Here is a 19,533-nt window from a genome sequence, read left to right as displayed (position 1 = left end):
TATAATTTCAATTTATGAAGACATAGCATGCAAATTAAAAAAAGAGTGTATGTTAATTGAAAAAAGCAAAGAGGTGAATGCTAAAATATGATAAATTATAAAATTGGATTAGATATAGGATCCACAACAGTAAAATTAGCAGTTCTTAATAATGAGGACAGCATAATATATAGTAAATATCAAAGACATTTTTCGGATATAAGAAGCACAATTATAGATTTAATAAATAAATGTTATGATGCCTTAGGTGATATTAACTGTAGAATTAATATAACTGGTTCAGGCGGTATGTCCGTATCTAAATGGCTTGAAATTGGTTTTGTGCAAGAAGTAATTGCATGTTCAAAAACAGTTGAAACAATTATTCCACAAACTGATGTTGTAATAGAGCTTGGCGGTGAAGATGCTAAAATAACATATTTTAAAGGTGGAATAGAGCAACGAATGAATGGAAGCTGTGCAGGTGGTACTGGGGCTTTTATAGATCAAATGGCAATATTATTAAATACAGATGCATTAGGACTTAATAATTATGCAAAAGAATACAAAGTATTATATCCTATAGCATCAAGATGTGGAGTCTTTGCAAAAACAGATGTACAACCACTGATAAATGAAGGTGCTCATAAAGCAGATATAGCTGCATCTATACTTCAAGCTGTAGTAAATCAAACTATAGGAGGACTTGCATGTGGTAAACCTATAAAAGGAAATGTAGCATTTCTTGGAGGACCATTATTCTTTTTACCAGAACTCAGACAAAGATTTATTGAAACATTAAATTTACCAGAAGAACAAGTAATTGCACCAAAAAATTCGGAGCTTTTTGTTGCTATTGGAGCTGCACTTTTATCAGAAAAAGAAAAAGTAACATCTCTAAAAAAGATAGTAGGTAAGATTTCGGATATTTCTAATATAAAGGATGATACTGAGCCTAGGCTGGACCCTTTATTTAAAGATGAAGAAGATTATAAAAAGTTTAAAGATAGACATAATAAAAGCGTATTAAAGAGAGCCGAACTTAGCAGTTACAGAGGACAAGCGTATCTTGGAATAGATGCGGGGTCAACAACAACTAAGGTTGCACTTATAAGTGAAGATTCTGAACTTTTATATTCTTATTATGGAAGCAATGAAGGAAATCCACTAAATAAAGTTGTAGGAATTATTAAAGATTTATATGAAAAACTTCCTGAAGCAGTAGAAATTGCAAATTCTACAGTTACAGGTTATGGAGAAGCTTTAATTAAAGCTGCTTTACATATAGATATTGGAGAAATTGAAACAATTGCACATTATAAAGCAGCTGATTATTTCTTGCCTGGAGTAGACTTTATCCTAGACATAGGTGGACAAGATATGAAGTGCATAAAAATAAAAAATGGTGCTATAGATAGCATACTTTTAAATGAAGCTTGTTCATCAGGATGTGGATCATTTATTGAAAGTTTTGCTAAATCATTAGGTATGAAGATTGAAGATTTTGCAAAGGAAGCGCTACATTCTAAAGCTCCTGTCGATTTAGGATCTAGATGTACAGTGTTTATGAACTCTAGAGTTAAGCAATCTCAAAAGGAAGGTGCAACGGTTTCTGATATTTCAGCAGGAATTTCATATTCTGTTATAAAAAATGCTTTATTTAAAGTAATAAAATTAAGAAGTGAAAGTGACATAGGCGAAAAAGTAATAGTACAAGGTGGAACTTTTTATAATGAAGCTGTACTTAGAAGTTTTGAAAGTATTTCAGGTAGAGAAGTTATAAGGCCAGATATAGCAGGCCTTATGGGTGCTTTTGGATGTGCACTTATTGCAAAAGAACGATATTCAAAAGACAAAAAGTCTAGTTTATTACCTAGAAATCAAATAGATGAATTTGAAATGGCATCGTCTTTTAAAAGATGTGGAAAATGCGGAAACAATTGTTTACTTACTATAAATAAATTCTCTACATCTGAAGAGTATATTTCAGGAAACAGATGTGAAAGAGGATTAGGTATAGATAAACCTAAAGAAGAAAAGTTGCCAAATCTATATGACTATAAGTATAAGAGAACTTTTAATTACAAGCCTCTTAACGAAGAAAAAGCTAAACGTGGAGTAATTGGGATTCCAAGAGTTCTCAATATGTATGAAAATTATCCGTTTTGGTTTACTCTTTTAACCAGTTTAGGATTTAGTGTTAAGTTATCAGCACCATCAAGCAAAAAGATATATGAACTTGGAATAGAGACAATTCCATCAGAATCTGCTTGTTATCCTGCGAAGCTTGCGCATGGTCATGTAATTAATTTAATAAATAGAGGAATTAAGAATATATTTTATCCTTGTATATCTTATGAAAAAAATGAATTTAAGGATGCTCAAAATAATTATAATTGCCCTATGGTAATTTCGTATCCAGAAGCTATAAAAAATAATATGGATGAATTAAAATCAAATGATATTAATTTTATGGAACCATTTTTATCTTTAAATGATGATAAGGAACTTGCAAATAGACTAGTAGATGAATTTAGAATGTTTAATGTTACACTTCAAGAAGCAAGAACTGCAGTAAATAAAGCAAGTATTGAAAGAGAAGCATATAAAAAGGACATTCAACAAAAAGGTGAAGAAGTCATAGATTATTTAAGAAAAAATAATAAAAAAGGAATAGTATTAAGTGGAAGACCATATCACATAGATCCAGAAATAAATCATGGTATCCCTGATATTATAAGTTCTTTTGATATGGCAGTATTAACAGAAGATAGTGTATCTCATTTAGGGGTATTAAAAGATAAATTAAGAGTTGTAGATCAATGGATGTACCATTCAAGATTATATAGAGCAGCGGCTTTTGTAGCTGAGGAGCCTTGCGTTGATATAATTCAATTAAATTCTTTTGGATGCGGATTAGATGCTGTTACTACAGATCAAGTAAATGAAATAATTTCATCTAAGGGAAAGCTATATACAGTGCTTAAAATAGATGAAGGAAATAATTTAGGTGCAGCTAAAATAAGAATAAGATCATTAAAAGCTGCAATGGATGAAAGAGAAAGAAAGAATTATAAACCAATTGAAGAAAAGATTGTATATAAAAATCCAGTATTTACAGCACAAATGAGGAAAACTCATACAATTTTATGTCCTCAAATGTCACCAATACATTTTGATTTGATTGAAACAGCAACAAGAGCAGCTGGATATAATATTGATGTATTACCATCAATGGACATGAAAGCAGTTGATGAAGGCTTAAAATATGTTAATAATGACGCTTGTTATCCTTCAATAATAGTAGTTGGTCAAATGATTGAAGCTTTAAAATCAGGTAAGTATGATGTGAATAATACTTCTGTTATAATGTCACAAACAGGTGGTGGATGTAGAGCCACAAATTATATTGGTTTTTTAAAGATGGCATTAAAGCAAGCGGGATTTGAACAAGTGCCAGTTATATCTTTAAATGCAGTAGGACTCGAAGAACAACCGGGCTTTAAAATTACAGCAAAACTTCTTCATAAGGCAATTATGGCTTTAGTTTATGGAGATTTGTTTATGAGGGTTTTATATAGGACAAGACCTTATGAAAAAGTTAAAGGATCTGCAAATGAACTTCATAAAAAATGGAATGAAAGAGCTAAGTTAAATTTAATTAATGGAAGTAAAAGAGAATTTAATAAAAATATAAAAGAAATAATTAATGATTTTGATAATTTACCATCATTAAATATTAAAAAGCCTAAAGTTGGAGTTGTTGGAGAAATATTAGTTAAGTTCCATCCAACAGCAAATAATGATATAATAGGAATTTTAGAAAATGAAGGAGTAGAAGCAGTAGTTCCAGATTTATTGGATTTCTTCTTCTATTCAGCACTTGATGCAGATTTTAAGGCTAAATTCCTTGCAGGAAGTAAAATGTCAAAGAATTTATGTAATATGGCAATTATGTATATGGAAACTTATAGAAAAACTATGAAGAAGTATCTAGAAAAGAGCAATAGATTCCATAAGCCAAAGCATATAAGAGAATTAGCTAATATGGCATCTCCTGTACTATCTCTTGGAAATCAAACTGGAGAAGGATGGTTTTTAACAGCTGAAATGATTGAGCTTATAGAAAGCGGAGCTAATAATATAGCTTGTCTTCAACCATTTGCATGTTTACCTAATCATGTAACTGGAAAAGGAATGATTAAAACTTTAAAAGAAAGATATCCAAGCTCAAATATAGTAGCGATAGATTATGATCCAGGGGCATCTAATGTAAATCAATTAAATAGAATTAAACTTATGCTATCAGTGGCATTTAAGAATTTAGAAGAAGAACCTACAATTCATAAGGAACAAGAAGAAAGTATAGGAAAACAACAGTTCCAAAATGAAGTGAGTCTAACTTAGAATAAAAATAGTTATGATTAATTTAAATAGAAGGGACAATAGTCCCTTCTATTTGTATACAATTTGGAGGTAATGAATGGACACGAAAGGTAATCAGCAGACAGTGGAAAGCGTAAAAAATAAGAAATTTAAGCCATTAGTATTTTTTATGGGAATAATATATATAGTTGTTTTTTTAGGGATAACAACTCCTATTATATTATTTTTTGGACCTTATGAAAATACGAAAAAGGTATTTGTGTTAAGTGTACTTGGGACAAGACATGCATATTTACTGACTAATTTTATGTCACAAGAAAGTATAAATGAAATTGTAGGCGTAAAGAAGGAAGAAGAGCCAAAAGAGCAAGTTACTAAAAATGTTGCTACAGATATTGATAAAATAAAAGTCAAATATACAAGTGGAAACGATGTAAGTAGATATGATATACATACAGATAGATATTCTGGGTATGTACTAGAAATAAAGAATCCATTAGGAGTTAAGGTTGCAATGACTAAGTATGTAGGCAAAATAGGACAAAAGACAAGTGAAATGGCAGAAGAACATAATGCTATTGCAGCCATTAATGGAGGGGCTTTTGTAGATCAGTCTTCTGATGGAACACTTTATGCAGGAACTGGAGCAGAGCCAGGTGGATTTGTAATTTCAGGAGGGAAGATCATATATCCTAAAAATAATATAAAGAAAAATAATATTGAAAATGTTATTGCATTCACAAAAGGTGGACAACTTATAGTTGGAGATCATACTCTTGTAGAATTGCAAAAATTAGAGGTGCAAGAAGCAATGTGTTTTAGAAGACCTAATATTATTATTAATGGAGAGCCACAGGTAAGGGATAAAATGGCAGATGGACTTAATCCTAGAACTGCAGTTGGGCAAAAGGAAGATGGAACAGTAATATTTTTAGTTATTGACGGTAGAAAAATTACATCTCCTGGAGCAAGTGTATATGATGTTCAACAAATAATGTTAGAACGAGGAGCTATTAATGCAGGTGCTCTAGATGGGGGATATTCATCAACAATGTTTTACAAAGGTGAAGTGATAAATTCTCCTAATGCTTGGGATGGAGAAAGATCTGTTGCAACAGCATTTTATGTTGAGTAATAGACCAATTGTCAATTGAAACAGTTAGTGTAGGAGAGGATTAATTAATGAAAAACTTGGTGAGAATAGTAGTATGGACTCTTGTAGCAGTAGTAATTCAGCAAAGCATATTTCTATATGTAGAAAATATATATTTAGCTGCAGATGTAAAGATAGAAGCGAAAAAAGTTGAGGAAAAAGTTGAAGAAAAAGAAATCCCAAAAGAGAAAAATCCTAATGAAATTGATATAAAAGATGGAATAGGTGAGGTTTCATTATCATCAGATGGAAGATTTGTAGCTTTCTTAGAAGATAATAAGCTTAAAGTATTGGATAGTAATGATAATAGTGAAAAGGAATTTAAAATTGAAAATGATGGGGAAATTGTATTTTATAAATGGTTAATAAACGAAAATAGTATGATTGTTATTCAAAAAGTAGAGAAAAATGGACAAGATTACTTTGAGCCAGTATCCTTTAATGCTAGAAAAGGAGAAGCAAGGCAACTTACAGATATTAATTACAATGAAGTGAAAATAAATATAAAAAATAAAAATGATAAAATTAATGATGCAGTATTTTCAAATGCAACACATAGTCTCTACATAAAGGTTGAAAAGCAAAATGGGAAAAGTGATTTGTATCATGCAAATGTAATGAATCAATTAGAAGAAGTTAGGTCAAATAAAGACATAGGCAATATTGTGGTTCCAACTACAAACTCAAATGCAGTAATGGAAATGGGAGAAAATGCAACTATATTAAACAGTTCGGGAAATATAGAAATACCTAATGTTCAAATCACAAAAATATTAGGTACTGACATTAATGATAATGTATATTTTGGTGAACAGGTAAATGACAAGATTACTAAAATATATTATACGATATTAAATAATGAAAAACTTAAATGGAATACACTAACTCTATCAAAGCCATTAGACAAAGAAGATATAATAGTAGATTATTCTGGTAAAGTTTATGTGAATGATAAACTTGCAGGGAGCGTTTTAGAACTTGTTAGTAAAAAGACAATAAAATATGAAGGACAATTGGTACAAGCATATTCCAAAGGAATTATTTCTAGAGATAACAATAAATTAATAAAGAATGAAATAGTGGATAATAAAATATCTATTCATTAAAAATAGAAGTATTTTGAACGCAGTAATAATAGCATAGATATATAATTATATATTTATGCTAATTACAATAAGATATAAAAAATTTATAAAAAAATTATAGATGTTATATAAATTATATGTAAAACTGAGTTATAATACTAATATAAACAGATTATACTAAAGAGTATAAGAGCAAATTGAAGACAGAATTGAAAAGTAGTAATATTATTAAAATACGAATAATACTACTAATAATAAATTTTTTTATGGTTTATTATGTTTATATTTTAGTGTTAGAAGAAAAGGAGAGTGGTTGGAATTTCATTTTGAATAAGACTATAAATAATAAATGAAAACTAAGGATACGGAAGGAATGGTTAAGGTCATGAAGAGAATTGTAAACAGTATTTTTATTGCAGTAATAATTATAGCGAGTTCATTAATACCAGCAGTTTTGGAAATGTCTGTAATGGTAACAGGAATAATAGCATTAATATGTGCTATAGTAGCAGCAATATATCTAGGGATAGCTTGGAAAAATGATAATAAAAAATATGAAAATGAAAGCTCTAATCAAGAAACTACAGAAATTAAAGAAATTACATTAATAAAGGAAGAGTCGTCCAGACATATAGATAATGTTATTGATAATGAGAAAAAACACGAAATACAAGAATTAGTATTATTCCAAGAACAAACAGTACAAGATTTAAATAATATTATAAGTGAAATGGTTAATAATGTTGATGGAACAAGTAATGTTCTTAAAGAATTATCTAATACATCAGAATCTGCAAACGATGACACTATAAAACTTGCAGAATCACTAGCTAAAACTATGTATTTTACAAGCGTATGTACTGAGGGTATGGAAAATATGAATTCTTCAATGGAGAAAATATACAGTTCGAATAAATTATTGGACGAGTCTGTACAAGTTGCAAATAATTCTACAAAAGAAGCAATAGATATTATTCATCTTATAGGAAATATAGCAAATCAAACTAATTTATTAGCTTTAAATGCAGCTATAGAAGCTGCAAGAGCAGGTGAAGCTGGAAAGGGATTTTCAGTAGTTGCAGCAGAAATTAGAAAGTTGGCAGATAATGTTAAAACAGCAGTAAATAGTGTTGATAGTACAATAAATGATATAACACTTGCAATAAATAAAACAACTGAAAATGTACGAGAAGGTGGGGGTCTTATACAAGAAAGTATAAATATAGTACATACTGCAGAAGAGACCTTCAAGCAAATAGTAGAAGAAATAAATGAAATTGATGCTAATGCAAATGTAGTAACAGAAGCAAGTGGTAGATGTGAAAGTATTAAAACTACAGTATTGGATATGTCAGAAGCACAAAATAAATCAATTCAGAATTTATTAGAAACTGCAAAAAAATTGAAAGAAGCAACAAAGTCAATAAAGAATAAATTATAATTAAATAGTCATATATACAAAATAACTATGGTAAAAAGGGGGACAGGATTTATGAATAACGGTAAAAAAAGTAAATTAATAGGTACTGGTGTGATATTTGGGACTATGGCAGTTTTAGTTAGCGCTATAGTAGTAGGTAAAAATATTAGAAATAATAGAATACAGAAGCTTTTAGAAATGGAAAATTACTCTACTGGTAATACTAGAAAGTTTGGAACATTATATTTAGATAATGAAAAACAAAAGAGACCAATAGATTTTTTTGAATTTAAAGATATTCCAGTATATCTAGGACAAAAAATAGAAATAAAGGATACAAATAAAAGTGACGAAAACAAATTATCATGGATAGAAATAAATGATAATGGTAAGAGACTTTTAGTTTGTGATAGAAATATATTAAAAGAAGTATCTTGGAATGAGTTAAATGAGCAAAATTTAATTTTTGGTAAAGTAGTAATAATAGAGGATAAAAAATATATTTTAAGACTTTTAACTGGATACTCTGAAAAGAAAGATAATAAACTTAATGAATGGGATAATTATATTGCAAATGTAGATAATATAGTAGGACTTCCAATATGTACTGAGTATGATATAGAGGATATATCAAATGAAGATAATGAAGAGGAAATAAATAAAGACGATAACAGCAACTTATGGCACTGGTATAATTTATCAAGCTTTACACAAAGTGAATCCTCTAAAAGTCAAAAAATTTGCATAACACGGGGATTTAATTCTAGAACATATTCTAATCAGTTAGATAAGGACTTAAAAGATGAAACCGTAGGATATAGACCGGTTTTAGAATTGATTGAATAAAAATATACACTTGTTATTTATTTTGAATGTATTAAAAGGCATATGAGCACTTATTAAAGTACTTATATGTCTTTTATTATTTCTTTGACAAATTAGTTTGATAATTTTTTACAATAACAAATAATTGCAGTATAATTTATGTTATAGAAAAATTAAATTTTGAAATAATATATATAAGCATATTTTTAAAGCTAAGAGTAAAAGGTATTATTTCAATAGATTTAAAATTGTACATAGTTACTTTGGATTTTAAATTAATAAGGAGGTGACAACATAATTATGATGTTTAATAAACTTTTTGAAATAGATAAAGTAAGTGATTCAATTGGCAATATTAATTTTAGGGAAGCTGTTAGAGGAATTATAATAAAGGAAAACAAAATTTTAATGGTATATTCTAAAAATAAAGATTACAAATTTCCCGGTGGGGGTATAAAAAAAGATGAAGGACATATGGAGGCACTGAAAAGAGAAGTAGTAGAAGAAACAGGTTATGTTTGTAGTAAAATAAACGAACAAGTTGGAATTGTAACTGAAAAAAGTAGAGATAGGTATACTAACGATAGGACTTTTAAGATGATATCATATTATTATGTTGCTGAAGTATCTAATATAAGAAAACCTCAAAAACTAGACCCATATGAAGCAAAGTTAGAATTCAAACCAGAATGGGTTGATATAGATGATGCTATAAGGAATAATGAGAAAATAATAACACTTGGAATTTCACCTATTGCAAATTGGATTTTCAGAGAAACTTATGTATTAAAAGAAATTCGAAATCATAAAAAGGGAAGCTTTTGAGGTGCAGGTTTCTAAATCAGAGAAAATAAATTAATAAAAATAATGCTTAGTTTTTGGGGGCAATTATGAGTTATTTAACTTATTCTTTAAATTTAGAACAATTAAATTCTGATAAGTACTATAATCAAGTAGCGCAAATTAGTAATAAGATACTAAAAAAAGGCATTTTGGACAGTGAAGAATATTTAAATGACTTTATGAATTTCATTAACGATAATGAAATAGAAAATTTAAGGTCTAAAGAAGAATATTTTATAGAATTACTTTTAATAGGAGTAGTCATTGAACAATATAAAGGTAATGCAAGGGCTTTTAAAAATAATTTGACGAAAGTGTTCAGAGGATTAAATAACATAAGAGAAAAAGAATCGTTAAAAAAATGTGTAGATAAACTTCGAGGAAAACTTATTTCAAAAATATTATTAAAAAAAGTATATGTACATAAGGAAATTTCTTTAGACGATTTTATATTAATAATAGAATGGCTAGAGGCAACTGGAGATTTTAAAGAAGAAGTAAAAAGGCTAAATAGCTGGGAAACATTTTTAGAAACAAAAAACAAAAAATATATTAGTGAAATATTAAATTATTGTTATATGCTTAGTAAATATCTAAAAAAAGAATGCAAGAATATTTTGGGGAAGTATACAAAAAACGTAGAGGGATATTTAGAAAAATACAAAGAAAAGCATTATAATAAAGAAGACATAATATATTGTGGAAAAGAAGAAATACAATATTTCTTTAATATGGTTAGCGCCGAAATAATGAATAGTGTATATAGAGATAGATTTTTAAATTCTTATAAGAAGTTAGTTTTTCTACCTGCATGCATGAGACAAACTGAAAAAGCATGTATGAGTAAAAAAACGAATAAGGGATATGAGTGTATAGGATGTTCTATAAAATGCAATGTAAATAAATTAAGAAAAATTGGGCAAGCATATAATTTTAAGGTGCACATAATACCGCACGAGACTTTGATATCTAACTTAGTGAGTGAAGAAAATAGTGTGACAGGCATGATTGGAATTGCATGTGTACTTAATTTAGTTTCAGGCGGGTGGAAGGCTATTAGATTAGGATTTATCCCTCAATGTATTATACTAGATTATGTGGGATGTTCAAATCATTGGTTAGATAAAGCTGAGATGACACGAATAAACATAGACAGAATAAATAATATATTTAAAACTACGTAACGAAAAAAACTAGTAAGTATATTGATTAAGAATTATAGTTACTAGAGGAGAAAAGAGGATATTTTTTATGCTCATAAGAAAAGATGTTTTAAAACTTGCAATACAAATAATGATATAGTAAACATTTATTCATTACTTAGGACATGCAAGACTAAATATTTAGGATATAAATGGATTTTTTGTATATTAATTAAAAAAATGAAAATAAAACATAAAAAATCAATATAAATGCAAAAGAAAATGTTTACAAAAACGATGCGTGAAGTTATAATGAATAAAGAGATAATTAAAAGTATAGATTTAATTTTATTTTATTTGAATATTATAAAAGCAAGTCTTTAAATGACTTTTAATATATTTTCAATTCAAAGCTCATTAATCTTTTTTATATAAAAGAACTCCATTCGTGGAGTTCTTTTGTTATATGTTGAGAAAAAATCATGATTGACAAAATACTTATAAAATTTACTTGAAAAAATTTTGAATACTTAGAACAATGAAAATTATCTCTAGTAACACAATTTTCGACAATTATTCTTTTGGGTGACTATAATTAAATCTTGTATTATTAGAAAAAGTATTATGGTATAATAAGAATAATAAATATTGTTTGGAATAATTTTGAACGTTTAAATAAAGAAAGAAGGGATTTACTTATGAAGAGATTTATCAAAAATCTATTGTTGGGATTAGCAATAATAGGAGCAATTGGTGGACAACCTGTATTTGCAACAGATTATGATTTAAATACAGATGTATATAGCCATTTAGAAAATTGGGACACAGAATTTAAAATTGATTACTATGATTCTGATGTATTAGATGTGGTAAAGGATATTGCTAAAAAAGATGATTATTTATATATATCATTAAAGAGATTAGTATATGAAAGAGTAAGGAGCACAGCAACTGTAAAAGTTACATATTTAACAACTAAAGAGCAAGAAGAATATATAAATAATGAATTAACCAAAATAGTAAATTCAATAATTACAAATAACATGAGCGATTATGATAAAATCAAAATAATAAATAAATACATAGTTGATAGATATGAATATGATGATAGCCTTGTATCAGATAATGTATATTCTGCATTAACAACAGGGAAAACTATATGTCAAGGCTATGCAATGACAGCTTATAAGATGCTTAATTTAGCAGGCATAGAAAATAAAATTGTTGTTGGAAAATTAAATGGAGTTGGTCATGGATGGAATTTAGTTAAACTTAATGGCAAGTGGTATCAATTGGATGTTACAAATAATGATGCATTAGGTGACAATAGATATTTTCTTAAAAATGATGAAACTTTAAGACATGATGGATTTACTTGGGAAACTAATGATTATCCTATTTGTGATGAAAATTATGATCCTACATCAAGTGGGAATATAACAATATTAAATAATAATACTCAAAATGTATCCAGTAGTAAGGAAGTATCAAACAATTATGGACAAACTTCAATAGGTTATAAGTCAGTTTCAGATGGCAAGTGGTATCTTAATAATAGTTCATGGTATTTCTTGAAGAATACAGGTAGTTATGCTACAGGCTGGACTATGATTGATAATAAGTGGTATTGCTTGGGAAATAACGGAATAATGCAAACAGGTTGGATATACTATAGTGGAAAATGGTATTATTGTTATCCAGTAAGTGGAGATATGGCAACTAGCACTATTATTGATGGATATAGAGTTGATTCAAGTGGTGTGTGGGTAGCATAAATAAAATTTTTCGGTTGGAGGTTTGATACTTTACCTAAATTTACTTGAACATCCATTATAGCCTTAAAGGATACAAAAATTAAAGTATATATTTTAGTAACAAAAAACTATGAAATTAAGGATAATAAACTTAATTTCATAGTTTTTTTACTATAAATAAAAAATTGTATTTTTAGAAGAATATATGTTTGATATAATTAGTATATGTCAAGAATAGAAAATAAGAGAAACAGGTGAAGTATGAAAATAAATAGAAATGTTATAAAGAATATAGAAGAAACAAAATATTTAGCAACTGAAAATACATGGAGATATAGATCTATTTCAAGAATAATATATGAAAACTATGAAAAAATGAAATATTGGTTATACAAAGAAGATATTTTTGCAGAATTAAAAAAATATGAGGAATTTGAAGAATACACTATAGATATGCTAAAAAGTGATTTAGATGCTTTAGTAAATTGGAAAAACCTTATTGCAATTGCAGATACAGCAAAGGTAAATACTATAGAAGAATTTAAAAATAGAGAATTTAGATATCAGTTATCAGAAGTTGCAATAGAAATAGAAAGATTACTTATTTCACTTGAACATATGAAAGTTGAAAATACGGCAACTCTTGAATCCTCATTGGTAGAGAGATTTAAAAATCTACTATATGATTATAAGGTAATACTAAAAGAAAATGAAAAGATAACCTATGAATGGTGGAAAGAACTCAATAGTTCATTTAAAGATTTAAATAGAAATTATCAAGATTATATATCAAAATTCTATTCACCTAAAAATGATGAACTAATGAAAACTACAGAGTTTCTAATATTCAAAGAAGGCTTTATAAAATATTTGAGAGAATTTGTAAAAAATATTCAAACAAATACTTTTGAAATAAGGGAAGTGTTTAAGGATATTACGAAAGAAGAAATTGACAGTATTATAAATAGAGTATTCTTTTATGAAAAGTCAATTCAATCACTAGAATTACTTATTGATGAAAAGGAATATACAGATTTGAGTAGAGGTAGAATTAACTCAATGAAAGATTGGTTCATGCAAAGAAATGGTAGGGAGGCACTTGTAGATCAGCTAATAGGAAATACAAATGAGGTAATAAGAAAGATAACTAGATACGCAGTTCAAATAGCAGATAGAAAAAATAACAATGCAAATAGAAAAGAAGAATATAGAAACATTGCAAAAGTATTCAACGCTATTGATGATATAAATGAGGCGCATAAATTATGTGCAGCTGTGTTTGGATCCTTTAATATAATAAAAATTTTAGGGAATGAAAAAAGAGAAACAGAAAGTATAAATAGCAGCATATATGATGAAACTCCGAAAAACTACATTATAAAACCACGAGAAAGAAGTTTTAGAGAAAAGATAACCAAAAATCCTATAAAAGATAAAAGTAATAAAAAAGAAGAAAAGTTAAAGAATCTTTTAGAGAAAAGAAAAAATGAAGAAGAGAGAATAAAAACTTTCCTAAAAGATAATATAATAGATTTTAATGAGCTAGATCAAATAGAAGGCAAGGACAGAACACTTCTTTTGAAATTATTAAGCAAAGGAATTAGTAAGAAGCAAAACTTAAATAAAAGCGATTTTGGAATGGATTATGTAGTAGATTTTAGTGAAGCTCATAAAACAATAAATCTTAATTGTAGGGATGGAGTATTAAAAATGCCTCATTACAAACTTGTTTTTAGGAAGGGGAAATAAATTCATGGAAAACTTAAAAAAGCTACTTGTGAATTTTTATATTTCTAAAGAATATGATAGAGAAAGTTATTATGCTGTAAAAGATAATATAAAGGATTTCTCGAGTTTTTTAAGAGATAAATTAGGATATAACGTAATAATTAGAGGTGACTTTTTAAAGCTAGAAAAGATTCCAGGTATAGCAGAGAGTTTTATGGGAATAGATGAGTTTACTGAGGCAAGAGAATATAGTTTCTTAATGTTATTACTCATGTTTTTAGAGGATAAAGCTAAGGAAGAACAATTTCTACTTTCACATATTACAGAATTTATAAGTTTAAATCCAATTGGGGATAGCGTGGATTGGACTAATTATTATACAAGAAGAAGCTTAATTAAAGTCCTTAGATTTAGTATTAAATATAAAATAATAAAAATAAATGATGGAAATGAAGAAAGCTTTGCAAAAGATAGTACAAAGGAAGTTTTGTTTGAAAGCACTGGAATATCTAAGTATATGGTTAAAGTATTCAATAATAATATAAATGAAAAAACTACTGTGGAAGATATATTAAAAGATGAAAATTTTAATACAGATGCTGATAAGGGAGTACTTAGAAAATATAGAGCATATAGAAGACTATTATTGTCTCCCATTGTATATAGAAATGATGGACCTTTAGAAGATTATGAATATATAAAAACTTATAGAAATGCAATTGAAGGTGATTTTGAAAAGTATCTTGGACTTAATCTTCAGGTGCATAAAAACGGAGCATTACTAATTCCACAAGAAAATAAATTTCAAAACATTGAGACTTTTCCATGCAATAAAGGAATTAGTGATTTAACTCTACACATAATAACTTATATTAATAAAATAATTAGAAATGAAAAAGATAAATTAACAAATGATGATTTGTTTATGATGGATAAAGAATACTTTGAAAAATTATTAGAAAAAGTTCAAAGAGAAAAGAAAAATGGACTTTCAAAAGAATATAGAGATATGCAGTTTGGGAAGATGTGTTATGAGGTAATTAACTATATGACAAGAATAAAGCTCATAGAAGAGAAAGAAGATAAAATTGTAATTTATCCTTTGTGTGGAAAAATTCAAGGGGATTATCCGAGGGATTATGAAATTAAAGATATAGGAAGTGATAAAAATGAATGATAGATGGGAAATTAATAAATTAGGATTAGTTAACTTTTGGCATTATGATATGGAAGAATTTGATTTAGAAGACGGAAAACTTCTTTTAAGAGGGAGTAATGGATCTGGAAAGTCAGTAACCATGCAAAGTTTTATACCATTATTATTAGATGGTAACAAGTCTCCAGAAAGACTAGATCCATTTGGTTCAAAAGCAAGAACTATATCTAATTATCTTATAGATGAAGAAACAGATGAAAAAACTGCATATCTTTATATGGAGTTTAAAAGAAAAAGTACAGAAAAATACATAACCTTGGGACTTGGATTAAAAGCAATGAGGGGAAAATCACCTCAAAGCTGGTACTTTATTCTTTCAGATGGAAGAAGAATAAATAAAGATTTATTTCTATATAGAGATGCAGGAGAAAAAATTCCATTGACTAAAAAACAACTGGAAAATAGTTTAGGTGAGGGAAATTTCTTTACAGAAAGTCAAAAGAGATATATGGAAAAAGTAAATGAATATTTATTTGGATTTGATGATATTGATTCTTATGAGGAACTTTTAAATTTATTAATAAGTATAAGAAGCCCAAAACTATCAAAAGATTTTAAACCAACAAAGATATATGACATATTAACAGATTCCTTAAAGGTTTTATCAGAAGAAGATTTAAGACCAATGTCAGAATCAATGGAAAATATGGATAGTTATCAAGATACCCTTGAGCAAAATAAAAGAGCATTAGATGGTGCTAGTAAAATAAAGAGTTCTTATGATAGATATAATAGATTTATTTTAAATGAAAAGGCAGAAACATTAATTGAGTTTAATAGCAAATTAAGTGTATTAGAGCAAGATATAAAAAAAGAACAAACTAATTTTAAAAAATTGAAAAAGGATTTAGGGGATAATAGAAATCAAACTAAGATTTTAAAAGATGAGTTAAAAAAAGCAGAAGAAAGTTATGAGAGATTACAAAATAGAGAAGAACTTAAACTGCAAAAGGAATTATCAGATTTTGAAAGTAGTATAAAAGATAACGAAGATATTAAAAAAAGAAAAGAAAATATACTAGAAGATAAGAAGAAGAAGGAAAAGGAATTAGAAAATTCAATAAAGGAATGTAAAAATGAACTGGAACTAAAAGAATCAAATTTGAAAAAAATAATTAGTTATTTAGAAGAGCTTGCAGAAGAAAGTAAATTTATTGAGGGTTATAATTTATCCAAGGAAGTAATGAGTGAAATTAAAAAAGCAGATTTATCATTAATGGATCCATCTATAAAAGAGTATTTGTTAAAACTTAAAAATGCCCATGAATCATTGGGTATTTATGAAGAAATAAAAAAGAAAAAAGAGGAATTGGTATATAAAAAAGATAACAAAGGAGTAGAGCTTCAAGATTCAAAAAAGGATTTAAGAAGAATTGATGAATTACTATTAACAGAAAGAGAAGATTATAAAGTTAATTATGTATCTTTTAATAAGAATAATAAAATATTTACGTTAACTGAAGAGGAAGTTAATTTAATACTTCAAAAAGTAGGAAGCTCAGAAACAGAAGATGCAGTAAATAAAATAAAAGAATTAAATATCAGGAATAAAGGAAACAAAGAGAATTTATTAAGAGGAAAAATTCATATAAAAGAAAATTTTATAGATGAAAAGAAAAAAGAAGTAAAATCATTAGAGGAAGATATAAAAGAACTTAAAAATAAGAAAGAAGTAGAGCCAATAAGAAGTGAAGGTGTAGCTCGAAATAGAGAAAGGTTAGCTTTAGAGGAAATCCCTTTTATTCCATTTTATAAAGCAATTGATTTTAATAAAAATATTAATGATGATTTGAAAAATAAAATAGAAGGTGCACTTAAAGAAATGGGTTTATTAGATGCACTTGTTATTGATGAAAAATATAGATTAAGAGCATTAGATTTTAAAATAGGCACAGAGGATAAATACATATTTCCAGAGCCTAATATGATGAGGCATAATTTAGGAAATTATCTAAAAGTAAACAAGGAAACTTTAGATAAAGTTAGTTTTGAAGCAGTAGATAATGTAATACAAGGTATCTTTTTAGAAGACAGCACCTTAACTTATTTAGATGAAAAAGGCAATTTTGGAATTGGAGTATTAGTTGGAAAAGGAAATGATGATTATATATCACAATTTATAGGAGAAACTTCAAGAAAAAATTTGAGAGAAAAGCTGATAAAAGAAAAAGAAGAAAATATAGAAGCAACAGCACGTCTTATTGAAGAGAAAAATCTAGAAATCAATTTATTACGAGATAAGTTAAGTTTATTAGAAAAAGAATATAATAGAATTCCAAAGCTAGATAATATAAGTGAAGGGTTAAGATTAATATCCGAAAAAGAAAAGGAAATTGAAAGGATAGATGTTGAACTTACAAAATTAGAAGAAGAACTTTTTAGTCTTGATGAAGAGCTTAGAAGAAAGAAGAAAGAAGTATTTATTCATTTAGAGAAGCTAGAAGTAAAAACATTAGAAGATATAAAAAATGCCATAGAAGCATTAGAGGAATATAAAGAAGAGATTAATAAAGGAAATATTTTACTAACTGAAATTAAAGGACAATATAATATTTTAGGAATCAATGAAGAAAAAGTAGATGAAATGAGAATTGATATAGATGATATTTATTATGAGATAAATAAATTATCCATTACAATTAATGATTGTACAATAAAAATAAAGTCCATAAAAGAAGTATTAAAAGCATCATCAATAGAAGAAATACAAAAAGAAATTGAGTTGTGCATTAAAGTAAAAGAAGATAATCCTAAAAAACTAGAAGAGAAAAATAGAATTACTGGAAGTTTAGAAGAACAAATAAATTCAAAAGAAGAAAAAATAGGAGTTATAATAAAAGACAGAGAAATTACATATAAAAAGGTTAATGTTCTTAAAGAGATATTAATAGAAGAAGAAGCTTTAGAATTTTTAGGACCTAAAAAGGAAATTGATATTTTACTTAGAGCAAAAGAAATATTAGAGGAAAATTCAATAACTGCAAATAGGGGAAGAGAAGATTACTCGAATGCTTTAATAGAAAGTTTAAATAAAAATTCAGGAGAATTAAGAGATTATCAGCTTAGAATTTCAGAAAGTCTTTTAGATGAAAGTGAAAATAATGAATTTTCTAAATTAAGAGCTAGAAAAGAAATAAGATGTAAAATTCAAGGAAAAGAAGTTGGATTCTTAGTTCTTATAGAAGAGATTAAAAAAAGTATAGATGAACAGAGTTTATTAATATCTGAGGAAGAGAGAAGAATTTTTGAGGATATATTACTTAACACAATAAGCCAAAAGGTAAGAGGGAAAATACATCAATCTAGGCAATGGGTAAGTAAAGTAAATGATCTTATGGAAAGTATGGATACATCAAGTTCACTAAAATTAAGTTTAAGTTGGCAACCTAAAAAATCAGAAGGCGAAGGTCAGCTTGATATTAAGGATATTATAGATATTTTTGATAGAAATGGACTTTGCACTGGAGAGGAACTTAAAGCATTAGCCCTTCATTTTTCTCAAAAGGTAAAAGAAGCTTTAAGATACTATGAAGGTAGTGGAGAAATCCGAAATTATCACTCTATAATAAAAGATGTTTTAGATTATAGAAAGTGGTATGAATTTAAGCTTCAATTCACTAAAAAAGGAGAAAGAAAAAGGGAACTTACTAATAATGCATTTGACCAATTTTCTGGAGGAGAAAAGGCTATGTGCATGTATATTCCATTATTTTCAGCAGTTTATGCAAGATATGAAAAAGCAAGAAAAGATTGTCCTAGAGTTGTAACCATGGATGAGGCTTTTGCAGGTGTAGATGAAAATAATATAAGGGATATGTTTAGGCTTTTAAAGATACTAGATTTAGATTATATATTAAATTCACAAGTACTTTGGGGTGATTATGATACTGTTAGCGCTTTAGCAATAGCAGAATTAATAAGAGAAGAAAATGATGATGTAGTTACTGTTTTAAGATATAAATGGAATGGAAAAGAAAAAACATTATTAGCTTAAATAGGAGG

The 19,533-nt window shown here is 27.5% G+C and carries 11 protein-coding genes; all 11 read left to right on the top strand.

Features of this window, described 5'->3' with window-relative positions; genetic code table 11:
- Nucleotides 1-87: 87 nt before the first annotated feature.
- The 11 genes from psyc5s11_RS19840 to psyc5s11_RS19790 all read left to right on the top strand — a co-directional run bounded on the left by psyc5s11_RS19840 (nucleotide 88) and on the right by psyc5s11_RS19790 (nucleotide 19,525).
- A complete protein-coding gene (locus psyc5s11_RS19840; protein WP_224034211.1) occupies nucleotides 88-4,386 on the top strand; it encodes a 2-hydroxyacyl-CoA dehydratase in 4,299 nt (1,432 codons plus the stop codon).
- A gap of 76 nt (nucleotides 4,387-4,462) precedes the next feature.
- Complete coding sequence (locus psyc5s11_RS19835) at nucleotides 4,463-5,500, top strand: phosphodiester glycosidase family protein (RefSeq protein ID WP_224034210.1); 1,038 nt, start codon at nucleotides 4,463-4,465, stop codon at nucleotides 5,498-5,500.
- Between the two features lie 47 nt (nucleotides 5,501-5,547).
- A complete protein-coding gene (locus psyc5s11_RS19830) occupies nucleotides 5,548-6,624 on the top strand; it encodes a hypothetical protein (protein WP_224034209.1) in 1,077 nt (358 codons plus the stop codon).
- Nucleotides 6,625-6,952: 328 nt separating this feature from the next.
- Nucleotides 6,953-8,044, top strand: a complete 1,092-nt coding sequence (locus psyc5s11_RS19825; RefSeq protein ID WP_224034208.1) for a methyl-accepting chemotaxis protein — start codon at nucleotides 6,953-6,955, stop codon at nucleotides 8,042-8,044.
- A gap of 51 nt (nucleotides 8,045-8,095) precedes the next feature.
- Nucleotides 8,096-8,869: a hypothetical protein gene (locus tag psyc5s11_RS19820; protein WP_224034207.1), complete on the top strand. Its 774-nt coding sequence runs from the start codon at nucleotides 8,096-8,098 to the stop codon at nucleotides 8,867-8,869.
- Between the two features lie 279 nt (nucleotides 8,870-9,148).
- Nucleotides 9,149-9,673, top strand: coding sequence for an NUDIX domain-containing protein (locus psyc5s11_RS19815; RefSeq protein ID WP_224034206.1), 525 nt, complete (start codon nucleotides 9,149-9,151; stop codon nucleotides 9,671-9,673).
- Between the two features lie 65 nt (nucleotides 9,674-9,738).
- Nucleotides 9,739-10,875: a DUF116 domain-containing protein gene (locus tag psyc5s11_RS19810; RefSeq protein ID WP_224034205.1), complete on the top strand. Its 1,137-nt coding sequence runs from the start codon at nucleotides 9,739-9,741 to the stop codon at nucleotides 10,873-10,875.
- 656 nt (nucleotides 10,876-11,531) lie between these two features.
- Entirely contained in the window at nucleotides 11,532-12,608 is a 1,077-nt protein-coding gene (locus psyc5s11_RS19805) for a transglutaminase domain-containing protein (protein ID WP_224034204.1), read from the top strand.
- Nucleotides 12,609-12,848: 240 nt separating this feature from the next.
- Nucleotides 12,849-14,336 (top strand): TIGR02677 family protein, encoded by a 1,488-nt coding sequence (locus tag psyc5s11_RS19800; RefSeq protein ID WP_224034203.1) that lies wholly within the window; start codon nucleotides 12,849-12,851, stop codon nucleotides 14,334-14,336.
- A gap of 4 nt (nucleotides 14,337-14,340) precedes the next feature.
- Entirely contained in the window at nucleotides 14,341-15,492 is a 1,152-nt protein-coding gene (locus psyc5s11_RS19795) for a TIGR02678 family protein (protein ID WP_224034202.1), read from the top strand.
- Nucleotides 15,485-19,525, top strand: coding sequence for a TIGR02680 family protein (locus tag psyc5s11_RS19790; protein ID WP_224034201.1), 4,041 nt, complete (start codon nucleotides 15,485-15,487; stop codon nucleotides 19,523-19,525). Before psyc5s11_RS19795 ends, psyc5s11_RS19790 begins: the two co-directional genes overlap by 8 nt.
- Nucleotides 19,526-19,533 lie beyond the last annotated feature (8 nt).

The organism is Clostridium gelidum (genome assembly GCF_019977655.1).
Classification (GTDB): domain Bacteria; phylum Bacillota; class Clostridia; order Clostridiales; family Clostridiaceae; genus Clostridium; species Clostridium gelidum.
The sequence above is the reverse complement of the archived record's forward strand: the minus strand, read 5'-3'. Positions and strand labels throughout refer to the sequence as shown.